Genomic DNA, 12,206 nt, shown 5'->3' with positions numbered 1-12,206 from the left:
GGGCCTGGTGCGTTTTTTTCGTGACGGCGCTGGGCCTTGCCGTGGTCGCGACCGAGGATGTGAGGGCGCAGAAGCGGGAGACGCCGTATTATGCGTCGATCGCGGCGAGCAAGGCGCGGATGCGCACCGGGCCCGCGCGCACCTATCCGGCGACATGGCTCTATGTGCGCGCCGATCTGCCGATCAAGGTGGTTGCGATCTATCGCGACTGGCGCAAGGTCGAGGACCCCGACGGCACGCAAGGGTGGATGCTTGTCAGTTTGCTGTCATCGCAGCGTACCGCGATTGTCCGCGATACAATCGTTGAACTGCGCGCAGCGCCCAATGCCGGCGCGGCGGTCAATTGGCGCGCCGAGCCCGGCGTGGTCGGCCGGATCAGCAAATGTAGCGAAAGCTGGTGCTGGTTCGCTGTCGGCCGCCGTGGCGGTTTCGTCGAGAAGGCGCATTTGTGGGGCGTTGATCAGAGCGAAGCGGTGGATTGAGGGATGGTGTGAGCCTGATCCTCCCCCGCCAGGGGGAGGTGGCAGTCATCGCATGAGCGAGGGCTGACGGAGGGGGAGGACGGCGGTGCGGCTGGAGGGGCGGCGTTCAATCGACGCAACGCCAAGCGCCTGCGCCGCGAAATGACGCCGCCGGAGATCGCCCTCTGGCTGGCGCTGCGGCAAAATGACGCTGGCCTGCGTTTCCGTAAGCAATATCCGGCCGGTGATTACGTGCTCGATTTCTACTGCGCTCCTGCGCGATTGGCGATCGAGGTCGACGGCGAAGCTCATTCGCGCGGCGATCAGCCGGCACGGGATGCGCGGCGCGATGCCTGGCTCGCAGTGAAAGGCGTGGCTGTGTTGCGCTATCCGGCGCGCGACGTGTTGTCGCACCTCGACGATGTGGTCCGTCAGATCGTCGCGATCGCCCTCGATCGACGAGAGCAGCCGCAGGGTTAGCCGCTATCCTCCCCCTCCGTCAGCCTTTGGCTGCCACCTCCCCCTGGCGGGGGAGGATAAAGCGGTTCGAAACCGTCGGCATTCGCTTCAATTCACCAATTCCACCGCCATTGCGGTCGCTTCGCCGCCGCCGATGCAGAGCGAGGCGAGGCCGCGCTTGCTGCCGGTATTTTCGAGCGCGGCGAGCAGCGTCGCGAGGATGCGCGCGCCCGAAGCGCCGATGGGGTGACCCAGCGCGCACGCGCCGCCGTGGATGTTGAGCACGTCATGCGCGATGCCGAGATCGCGCATCGCGATCATCGCGACGCACGCGAACGCCTCGTTGACCTCGAACAGATCGACGTCGCCGACCGACCAGCCGGCCTTGTCGAGCGCCTTCTGCATCGCCGCGACGGGGGCGGTGGTGAAGCGGGCAGGGGCGTGCGCGTGGGCGGCGTGGCTGACGATCCGCGCGACGGGCTTGATCCCGAGCCGATCGGCGACCGACTGGCGGGTCATCACCAGCGCCGCCGCACCGTCCGAGATCGACGAGGCGTTGGCGGCGGTGATCGTGCCGTCTTTCGCGAAGGCGGGCTTGAGCGTCGGGATCTTGGCGGCGTCGGCCTTGGCTGGCTGTTCGTCGAGCGTGATGCTGGCGATACCCTTGCGGGTGGCGATGTCGACGGGCACGATCTCGCGGTCGAACGCGCCGGTTTGCTGCGCCTGCTGCGCGCGTTCGAGGCTTCGAATCGCGAACGCATCCTGATCGGCGCGGGTGAATTGATAGTTGGCGGCGCTCTCTTCCGCGAAACTGCCCATCAGCCGGCCGGGCTCATAGGCATCCTCGAGCCCGTCGAGGAACATGTGATCCTTGAGCACGTCGTGGCCGAGCCGCGCGCCCGAACGGTGCTTCATCGAGAGATAGGGCGCGTTGGTCATGCTCTCCATGCCGCCCGCGATCAGCAGATCGACCGATCCGGCGGCGAGCGCGTCGGCGGCCATGATCGCGGCCTGCATCCCCGATCCGCACATCTTGTTGACCGTCGTCGCCTCGACATGCTGCGGCAGCCCGGCGTTGAGCGCGGCCTGTCGTGCGGGGGCCTGACCGAGCCCGGCGGGAAGAACGCAGCCCATATAGATGCGCTCGATCGCCTGCGTGTCGACCCCGGCACGCGCGACCGCCGCGCCGACGGCCGTCGCGCCGAGCGTAGTCGCCGAGGCGCCGGCGAGGCTGCCCTGAAAGCTGCCCATCGGGGTGCGGGCGTAGGACAGGATGACGATCGGATCGGTGGGCATCGGCGGCTCCATATATGATCTGTTGCGCGCGATTTAGGGGTGTGCGGCGGCGTTTACAAAGGTTCCTCTTTCGTCAGGCCGGACGTGTTCCGGTATCCAGCCCTCGACGAGCGCCAGCGTTTGAGGCGCGTTGGCCCCCGGAACCAGTCCGGGGTAATGGAAACCGCGTCATCGGCGTGGACATTGATGTGAGAATCCAGCCTGGCCGGACGTCGATCTCGTGCTAACATCGATGTCAGCAACGGAGAGGCGAGCGATGATCGGGATGCGCGACCTGCTGACACGGCAACGCACGGCGTTCATGGATGAACTGCCGGTGGGGATCGCGGTGCGCAAGGATCGGCTGAAACGCGCGGCGGCGATGATCGCGGACCATGCGACGCGGTTCTGCGATGCGCTGAGCGAGGATTTCGGTCATCGCAGCCGCGAGCAATCGCTGGTGACCGACATCGCGGGATCGGTGGCGCCGATCAACCACGCGATCAGGCATGTCGAGGCCTGGGCGGCGCGCGAGAAACGGAAGGTGCAATTCCCCTTAGGCCTGCTGGGCGCGCGGGCGTGGGTCGACTATCAGCCCAAGGGCGTCGTGGGGGTGATCGCGCCGTGGAACTTCCCGGTCAATCTGGTGATGAGCCCGCTCGCCGGGGTGCTCGCGGCGGGCAATCGCGCGATGGTCAAGACCAGCGAATATACGCCGCGCGTCGCCGCGCTTTTCGAAGAATTGGCCGGGCAATATTTCGCACCCGAGGAACTGGCGTTCGTCTCGGGCGGGCCCGAGGTCGGCAAGGCGTTTTCGGAGCTGCCGTTCGATCATCTGCTGTTCACCGGCGCGACGGGGATCGGGCGGCACATTCTCCACGCTGCGGCGGATAATCTGACTCCGGTGACGCTCGAACTCGGCGGCAAATCGCCGGTGATCGTGGGGCGCTCGGCCGATCTCAAACAAGCGACCGAGCGCGTGGCGCTGGGCAAGATGCTCAACGCCGGGCAGATCTGCCTTGCGCCCGATTACATGCTGGTCCCGACCGAGGAGGAGCCGCGCGTCGTCGCGGGGCTCAAGGCCGCGGCCTCGACGATGTATCCGAGCTTGCTGGCCAATCCGGATTATACTTCGATCGTCAACGACCGGCATTTCGAGCGGCTGTCGTCTTGGCTCGAGGACGCGCGCGCCAAGGGCGCGACGATCGAGACGGTCAACCCGGCAGGCGAGGATTTCGGCGGCACCAACGCGCGCAAGATGCCGCTTCATATCGTGCGCGACGCGACCGACGACATGATCGTGATGCAGGAGGAGATTTTCGGCCCCATCCTGCCGGTGCGGCGCTACGATACGATCGACGACGCGATCGGCGAGGTCAATCGCCGCGCACGGCCGCTGGGGCTCTATTATTTCGGGCGCGACGAGACCGAGCGCCGCCGCGTGCTCGATCGCACGATTTCCGGCGGGGTGACGCTCGATGACGTGGTGTTCCACGTCTCGATGGAGGATCTGCCGTTCGGCGGCGTCGGGCCGTCGGGGATGGGGGCGTATCACGGCCGCGACGGGTTCCGCACCTTCAGCCATGCCAGGGCGGTGTTCGAACAGGCGCGGCTCGATGTCGCCAAACTCGCCGGGATCAAGCCGCCTTACGGGCCGGGGACGATCAAGGCCGCGCGGCGGCAGATGAAAGGATGAGGGGTAGAACGCTTCTTCCGCCGTTCGGGGCGACGGAGATTCGTATGGCGTTCTGACGTCCCCCGGTTTCTCATCCGCGTGCGGCGCGGGAGGAGCCGATTTCAACGTTTTGCACTTGCCTGAGGAGCGAAAACACGCTTCGCTCGTTGCAGGCGCGAACAGGGATTGGTCGCGTGCGCGCGGGCCGCTGGCGGCAAAATGGAGCAAGCGTGGGGTTCAGGGGTTTCGCGATTACAGCGTTGGCGGGCGTGTCGATGGTCCCGATGGCGGCGTTCGCGCAGGTCAGCCCCGATCGCGTCGATTCCGGCCGAGCGCCCCCGGTCGCGGAGACCACGCCCGAGGAAGGTGCCCCACAGGCGACCGCCCCGATCATTCCCGACGCCACGTTCGAGGACGCGCTGCCGCCGCTGTCGGACGATCTGAACGCGCCGCTCGAGGCAATGCCCGCGCTCGACGAACCGCAGGCGCAGGCGCCGGGGACGGTCGCTACCGCGGGGCAGGGCGATCTCGGCACGGCGCCCGCGCAGGATTCCGAACTGGCCCAGCCGCTGCCGCCGCTTGCGGTGTTCGATGCGACCCCGCCGGCCGAGATTGCGGGCGAGGGCGGCGATCGGACATCGGCCGGGATTCCTTACGATATGGTTGTGCAGGGACTCGACGAGATCGACGCCGAGAGCGAATTCCGCGGGCTTTCCGCGCTCAAGGAGGGCGGTGGCAAGGCTGCCAACGGGGCAATGATCGCGGCGCGCGCGCGCGAGGATGAGGCGCTCGCGGTCCGGATCATGAAGGCGCGCGGTTATTACGATGCCAGCGCGATCGCGACGATCGGCCAGGTGCCGAGCACGCCGGGCCGCGTGCTGGTGACGCTGTCGGCGACGCCGGGGCCTCTCTACAAACTGGGCGCGATCACGGTGAAGGCCGAACCGACGGTGCCGCCCGACCTGATCCGCGCCAATCTGCCGCTCAAGACGGGCGATCCGATCGAGGCCGATCGGGTGCAGGGCGCCGAGGCCAATGTCAGCCTCAAACTGCCGCAGATGGGGTATCCCTTCGCCAAGATCGGCACGCGCGATATCCTGCTCGACGACGAGACCTATCTTGGCGACTATACGCTGCCGGTCGATACCGGGCCGCGATCGTCGTTCGGGACGATTTCGACGCGCGGCGATCTCGCGTTCGATGCCGCTCATGTCGACCTGCTCAAGCGGTTCGAGACGGGCGAGCTTTACGATAGCCGCAAGGTCGACGATCTGCGCGATGCGCTGGTGGCGACGGGGCTGTTTTCGACCGTGTCGGTAATCCCGCGGCGCAGCCACGAGGCCGGTCCTGACGGCACCGAACGGGTCGATCTGCTCGTACGGCAGAATGCCGGGCCGCCGCGCACGCTGGCGGGGGCGATCGGTTACAATACCGGCGAGGGTTTCCAGATCCGCGGGAGTTGGACGCACCGCAACCTGTTCCCGCCCGAAGGCGCGCTGATCGGTGATGGTATCCTCGGCACGCAGCAGCAGGGCGCAGGCCTCACCTTCCGGCGATCGAACGCCGGGCAGCGCGACAAGACCTTTTCGCTGATCGCGCGGGCGGACCATTCCAATTACGATGCGTTCGACGCGTTCACCGGCACGCTGTCGGCGCGGTGGAGCTACGATTCGACGCCGATCTGGCAGAAGCGGCTGACCTATTCTTATGGCGTCGACCTGATCGGCACCAACGAAAGCGTGTATAATTTCAACGTCGGCGAGCGGAAGCGTGGCACCTATGGCATCCTCGCGCTGCCGGGGCAGGTGGAGTTCGATACCTCGAACGATCTGATGAACCCCACGACCGGCTACCGCCTCAAGCTGAGCCTGAGCCCGGAGACGTCGGTGCGCGGGGCGGTGCGGCCCTATGCGCGTATGCTGATCGAGGCGAGCACTTATTATCCGGTGACCGACAGTTTGACGATCGCGGGGCGCGTGCGCGCGGGATCGATCCAGGGGATCGATCGTGACGACCTCGCGCCCTCGCGGCGCTATTACGGCGGCGGCGGCGGATCGGTGCGCGGTTACGGCTATCAGCGGCTGGGGCCGTTCGATCCCAATGGCGATCCGGTGGGCGGGCGCAGCATCAACGAATTCGCGCTCGAGGCGCGCTATCGGTTCGGCAATTTCGGGATCGTGCCGTTCGTCGATGCGGGCAATGCCTATGAAAGCACCTTCCCCAAGGGGTCCGACCTGCGCTTCGGCGCCGGGATCGGCGCGCGTTATTATACCAATTTCGGGCCGCTCCGGATCGATGTCGCAACGCCGCTCAACCCACGGCCGGGGGATGGCCGGATCGCGCTCTATATCTCGATCGGGCAGGCGTTCTGATGGCCGGCGACGAACCGATCGACGATGGGGGGGCGACCGAACCGGTGGTCGTCGGGAAACGGCCGCTGTGGGTGCGCGTGCTTAAGTGGATCGCGATCCCGGTGCTGGGGCTGCTCGCGCTGGCGGCGGCGATCGTGTTCGGGCTCAATACCGGGCCGGGCAAGCGCTTCCTCGTCAACCAGATCGGCGCCTATACCACCGCGACCGGGCTCAACGTGCAGGTCGGGCGGATCGAGGGCTCGATCTACGGCCGGATGGTGCTGCGCGACGTGCGCGTGCGCGATCCCAAGGGCGTGTTCATGACCGCGCCGCGGCTCGCGATCGACTGGCGGCCGTTCGCCTATCTGAACAATCATATCGATGTGCGCGCATTCACCAGCCCGCTGGTGACGTTGCAGCGATCGCCTGAGTTCATCGTGCAGCCGACGCAGGAAAACGCGCCGCTGCTTCCCGACATCGATATCGACGTCGATCGCTTGAAGATCGATCGCTTCGTGCTCGCGCCGAGCTTCACCGGTGCCAAGCGCGTCCTGCGTGTCGCCGGTGACGCGCATATCGCCGATCGGCGCGCGCAGTTGAACGTCGATGCCGCGACGCTGAACACCGCCGATACGGTGGGGGGCGACCGGCTCAAGGTCGTGCTCGATGCGGTGCCCGACGCGAACCGGCTGGCCGCCGACGTGCGGCTGGTCGCCCCCGCCAACGGGGCGGTTGCGGGCTATACGGGCGTCAAGAAACCGCTGACCTTCACGCTTTCCGGGCGCGGCGACTGGAAAGCGTGGGCCGGCAAGGCGGTGGCGACGCTGGACGGCGCGTCACTGATCGACCTCGACCTCGCGTCGCGCGAGGGGGCGATCAAGGTGCGCGGCAATGCGCATCCGGGGCTCTACATGGCGGGGCCGGTCGAGCGGCTGACCGCGCCGCAACTCGATATCGCGCTCGATACCACGCTCAACGAACGCAAGGCCGATACGCAGATGCGGCTGCGCTCGGACGCGCTGGCGGTGGCGGGGCAGGGGCTGATCGATTTCGGCAACAGCCGGTTCGACAATGTCCGCGTCGATGCGCGACTGCTGACGCCGGGGGCGATCGCGGAGAATCTGCGCGGCCGCGATGTGATGGCGAGCCTCGCGCTTGACGGGCCGATGGCGACGCCCACCGTGAACTATGTCGTGCGTGCCGCGGCGGTCGGCTTTGGCGATACCGTGGTCGAGCAGGTCTATGCCAGCGGGCTGGCGCGGGTCGATGCCGATCGCATCCTGATCCCGATCGATGCGCGCGCGAAGCGGGTGAGCGGGCTCAACGCGGCGGCGGGCGGGCTGCTTACCAACGTGCGGGTCAATGGCGATCTTGCGATTACCGGGCCGCAGATCCTGTCGGACAATCTCAAGATCCGATCGGACAGGATCGACGCGACCGCGATCATCGCCGCGAACGTTGCGACCGGGCGCTATACCGGCGCGCTCAAGGGCCGCGTCAACGATTACCGGATCGAGAGCATTGGCATCGTCAACCTGACGACCGATGCGCATCTGGTGCCCGGTGCCAAAGGCGGGTTCGGGATCGCAGGGCGCGTGGTGGCGCGGACCTCGCAGATCTTCAATGAAGGGGTGCGGGGCTTCCTGGGCGGCAATGCGACCGTGGCGACCGAATTGGGGTACAGCCCCGAAGGGATCGTCACTTTCGAGCGGCTGCGATTGAACGCGCCGCAATTCAGGATCACCTCGGGCAGCGGACGGTACGATCCGGCGGGCGGCATTCTGTTCAATGCCAATGCGATGTCGACCCAGTACGGACCGATCACCGCGCGCGTGACGGGAACGGTGACGGCGCCGCTGGTGCTGCTGCGTGCGCCGCGGCCGGGGGTGGGCGTCGGGCTGGTCGATCTCGAGGCGCGGGTGCGCGGGACGGGCAATGCTTATGCGGTGAGCGCGGCCGGGGGGACCGATTATGGCCCGTTCAGCGCCGATGTGCTGGTGCGGCCGGGCAACGCGCTGACGGTGGACGTCAACAAATTGCTGTTCGCGGGCGTCGATTTCCACGGCCGCGTCCAGCAGACACCGGCCGGGCCGTTTGCGGGGGCGCTCGACTTTGCGGGCTCGGGGCTGAATGGGCGGGTGCAACTCGCCGCGGCAGGGGATGTCCAGCGCGCCGATCTCAACGCGCGCGCTTATGCCGCGAAGATTCCCGGCGCGGTCGATTTCACGATTGGGCGCGCGATCGTCACCGGCACCGCGATCCTTTATCCCGCAGCGCCGTCGATCGTTGCCGACGCGCAGGTCGCCGATCTTCGTTACGGGGTGACGACGATCGCGGCGGCGCGGGCGAAGATCAATTATCGCGGGGGCAACGGCACGGCGCAGATCGTCGCCAATGGGTCGAACGGCGTGCCCTTCCGGATCGCGGCCAATGCGCGGTTGAAGCCGAACGATTATGTCGTCGCGCTCAAGGGGATGGCGAGCGGGATCGACTTCGCGACCGCCAATCCGGCGCATATCACCGCGACCGGCGGCGCCTATCGGCTGGCGCCGACGCGGGTCGATTTCGACAAGGGCTCGCTGCGGCTCGCGGGCACCTATGGCAAGGGGATGGCGGTGCAGACGCGGCTCGATCGGCTCGATCTGTCGATCCTCAACGCCTTTGTGCCCAATCTGGATATCGGCGGTGCCGCCACGGGCAGCTTGGATTTCAGCCAGCCCGATGCAGCGACCTTCCCCGCGATGGATGCGCGGCTCAACATCACCAATTTCACGCGATCGGGGATCGCGACGGTCTCGACACCGGTCGATATCGTGTTCAACGGCCGGTTGTTGCCCGAAGGCGGCGACGCGCGCGCGCTGTTCAAGCGCGGCCCGACGACGATCGGCCGGATGGTCGCACGGCTCTCCCCGTTGCCGCCGGGTGCGGGATCGTGGACCGAGCGGCTGATGGGCGCGCCGCTATCGGGCGGCCTCCGCTATAGCGGACCGTCGGGGATGCTGTTCAGTCTTGCCGCGCTGCCGGGGCAAAGGGTGACGGGGCCGATCGCGGTTGGGGTCGACTTCTCGGGGCGGCTGCGCGCGCCCGAGGTCAACGGCATCGTGCGCGCCGATAATCTGACGTACGTCAACGACACCTACGGCACGCGGCTGACCAATATGAAGCTACAAGGTCGCTTCACCTCGAGCCGGCTCGAGATCACGACGTTGCAGGCGCGCGCGGGTGAGGGCAGCGTTCAGGCGCAAGGATCGGTGGGCTTCGCGGCCGACAGCGGCTTCCCGATCGACATCACCGCCCGGCTCGACAAGGCCGAGCTCGCCGAGAGCGACGCGCTGGGCGCGACCGCGACCGGCACGCTGCATATCACCAATACCGCCGCCAATCGCGGGTTGATCGAGGGTGATCTGACGATCCCCGAGGCGCGCTACAAGATCATCCGGCAAGGCGCGGCCGAGGTGCCCGAGCTTCAGGGCGTGCGCCGCAAGGGGGCGCCGCCGCACGTCGCGGATACGGGCCAGACCGGCGTGCCCAGCCGTTTCCGCCTGCGGATCAACGTCAAGGCGGATAACCGCATCTTCGTTTCGGGGATGGGGCTCGAATCCGAATGGAAGAGCAATGTGCAGGTGCGCGGGACCACCGCCAATCCGCGCATCACCGGGACGCTGGAAATCGTGCGCGGCACCTATTCGTTTGCCAGCAAGCGGTTCGATGTCGATCACGGCATCGTCCGGTTCGAGGGGGGCGCATGGACCAACCCGCAGATCGACATCGCCGCGACCACCGAGCAGGAGGACATCAACGCGACGATCGCGATCACCGGCAGCGCGCAGGACCCGCATATCGCCTTCACCTCGACCCCGGCGCTGCCGCAGGACGAGGTGCTGAGCAGGCTGCTGTTCGGCAGTTCGCCGGAAAATCTGTCGGCGACCGAGGCGATTCAGCTTGCCGCGGCGCTCAACTCGTTGCGCGGATCGGGCGGCGGGCTCAATCCGCTCGGTACGTTGCGCTCGGCGACCGGGATCGACCGGCTGCGGATCCTCGGCGCGGATGAGGCGAGCGGGCGCGGGACGGCGCTCGCGGCGGGCAAATATCTGACCGACGATATCTATATCGAGATCATCACCGACGCGCGCGGCTTCACCGCGACCCAGCTCGAGATCGCGCTGACGAAAGCGCTGAGCGTGCTGTCGCAGACCGGGTCGTTCGGCGGGTCGAACGTGACGGTGCGGTACAAGAAGGATTATTGATACGACGTCACCCCGGCCTTGCCTGCCCCTGCGTAAGCAGGGGTTTCGGGGTTCAGCGCGCCCCAATCGGTAACGTTCGTGGCTGGTTGGATGCCGGAACGAGTCCGGCATGACGAGGGGCCGATTGGCTTTGCGTTGCACATCAAAACTGAATATACGGTATGGATGGCTAGCGAACATGTCGATGTGATCATTGTCGGCGCCGGGCTTTCAGGCATCGGCGCGGCCCGCCATCTTCAGGCGAATTGTCCTGGCCGGACCTATCGTATCCTCGAAAGTCGCGGCGTGATCGGCGGGACGTGGGATCTGTTCCGTTATCCGGGTATCCGATCCGATTCGGACATGTACACGCTCGGCTATGCCTTCAAGCCGTGGACCGAAGCCAAGGCGATCGCCGACGGGCCGTCGATCCTCAACTATATCCGTGAGACCGCGCGCGAGAACGCGATCGACTCGCACATCCGGTTCGACACCCATGTCGAGGCGGCGTCGTGGTCGACCGTGGATGCGCGCTGGACGCTGAAAGCCCGTGGGCGCGAGGGCGAGGCGATCGAATTCACCTGCAATTTTCTCTTCATGTGCGCGGGCTATTATAATTACGCGCGTGGCCATACGCCCGAACTGGCCGGCACCGATCGCTTCCATGGCCGTATCGTCCACCCGCAATTCTGGCCCGACGATCTCGATTATGCGGGCAAGCAGGTGGTGGTGATCGGATCGGGCGCGACCGCGGTGACGCTGGTGCCCGAACTGGCGAAGCAGGCCGCGCACGTGACGATGCTCCAGCGCTCGCCGACCTATGTCGTGTCGCGCCCCGCCGAGGATGGGCTGGCTAACTGGCTGCGCGCCAAATTGCCCGCCAAGCTCGCTTATGGGCTGGTGCGCTGGCGCAACGTGCTGTTCGGCATGTATTTCTACAAGCTTGCGCGCCGCAAGCCCGCCAAGGTCAAGGCGCGGATCATCGATATGGTACGGAACGAGCTTGGCGCCGATTACGATGTCGGCACGCATTTCACGCCGCGCTACAATCCGTGGGATCAGCGGCTGTGCCTGGTGCCCGATGCCGATCTGTTCGTTGCGATCCGCGAGGGGCGTGCATCGGTTGCGACCGACACGATCGAAACTTTCACCGAGACCGGGATCAGATTGGCCTCGGGCGCCGAGATCGCGGCCGATATCGTGGTGACCGCGACCGGGCTCGAAATGCAATTGTTGAGTGACATCGCCTTCACGATCGACGGCGTACCGACCGACATCGCGAAGACGCTCAATTACAAGGGCATGATGTTCTCGAACGTGCCCAATCTGGCGTCGTCTTTCGGTTATACCAACGCCTCCTGGACGCTGAAGGCGGATCTGACCGCGGGCTATGTCTGCCGGCTGCTCAACACGATGGCGGCGCGCAAGGTGCGGCAGGCGACGCCGCGGATCGGCGAGGAGGTGGGGGAAGTGCCCTTCCTCGATTTCACCTCGGGCTATGTCCAGCGCGCGCTCGATAAATTGCCCAGGCAGGGCGATCGCAAGCCGTGGAAGCTCCATCAGAATTACGCGCTCGATCTGATGGCGCTCAAATTCGGATCGGTCGATAGCTCGATGGAATTTTCGAACCCCGAACCCTCATCCGTGGTGGCCGACTGAACAGCCACGCCGATTGTTGAGCGACACGCTCGACGACACGCTCCGCCAGCCGGAGATGGGGCGCTGACGCCTGCCGGCGCGCAACAACCGTCCGCGCGAT

7 protein-coding genes are annotated in these 12,206 nt (G+C 66.4%); 6 read left to right on the top strand and 1 reads right to left on the bottom strand.

Annotated elements, in window-relative coordinates:
* Positions 1 to 20 precede the first annotated feature (20 nt).
* Both NFE57_RS06730 and NFE57_RS06725 read left to right on the top strand, forming a co-directional pair.
* The gene (locus NFE57_RS06730) at positions 21 to 482 is read left to right on the top strand and encodes an SH3 domain-containing protein (RefSeq protein ID WP_252134814.1); all 462 of its coding nucleotides are present in this window, start codon (positions 21 to 23) and stop codon (positions 480 to 482) included.
* Positions 483 to 545: 63 nt separating this feature from the next.
* Positions 546 to 941 carry an endonuclease domain-containing protein gene (locus NFE57_RS06725; protein ID WP_286207715.1) on the top strand — a complete coding sequence of 132 codons (396 nt, stop codon included), beginning with the start codon at positions 546 to 548 and terminating at the stop codon, positions 939 to 941.
* An 87-nt stretch (positions 942 to 1,028) separates the two neighbouring features.
* On the opposite strand, the gene NFE57_RS06720 is transcribed toward NFE57_RS06725, so the two are convergent.
* Positions 1,029 to 2,216, bottom strand: a complete 1,188-nt coding sequence (locus NFE57_RS06720; RefSeq protein WP_252134812.1) for an acetyl-CoA C-acyltransferase — start codon at positions 2,214 to 2,216, stop codon at positions 1,029 to 1,031.
* A 265-nt stretch (positions 2,217 to 2,481) separates the two neighbouring features.
* On the opposite strand from NFE57_RS06720, the gene NFE57_RS06715 reads away from it, so the two are divergent.
* The 4 genes from NFE57_RS06715 to NFE57_RS06700 all read left to right on the top strand — a co-directional run bounded on the left by NFE57_RS06715 (position 2,482) and on the right by NFE57_RS06700 (position 12,106).
* The gene (locus tag NFE57_RS06715; RefSeq protein ID WP_382279982.1) at positions 2,482 to 3,891 is read left to right on the top strand and encodes a coniferyl aldehyde dehydrogenase; all 1,410 of its coding nucleotides are present in this window, start codon (positions 2,482 to 2,484) and stop codon (positions 3,889 to 3,891) included.
* A gap of 209 nt (positions 3,892 to 4,100) precedes the next feature.
* Complete coding sequence (locus NFE57_RS06710) at positions 4,101 to 6,242, top strand: autotransporter assembly complex protein TamA (RefSeq protein WP_252134810.1); 2,142 nt, start codon at positions 4,101 to 4,103, stop codon at positions 6,240 to 6,242.
* Positions 6,242 to 10,468 (top strand): translocation/assembly module TamB domain-containing protein, encoded by a 4,227-nt coding sequence (locus tag NFE57_RS06705; RefSeq protein ID WP_252134809.1) that lies wholly within the window; start codon positions 6,242 to 6,244, stop codon positions 10,466 to 10,468. The genes NFE57_RS06710 and NFE57_RS06705 overlap by 1 nt, the downstream gene beginning before the upstream one ends.
* 165 nt (positions 10,469 to 10,633) lie before the next feature.
* A complete protein-coding gene (locus NFE57_RS06700; protein ID WP_252134808.1) occupies positions 10,634 to 12,106 on the top strand; it encodes a flavin-containing monooxygenase in 1,473 nt (490 codons plus the stop codon).
* Positions 12,107 to 12,206 lie beyond the last annotated feature (100 nt).

Origin of the sequence: Hephaestia sp. MAHUQ-44 (assembly GCF_023806085.1) — a bacterium.
Lineage (GTDB): Bacteria > Pseudomonadota > Alphaproteobacteria > Sphingomonadales > Sphingomonadaceae > Sphingomonas.
This window is presented reverse-complemented; position numbering and strand designations above follow the sequence as displayed.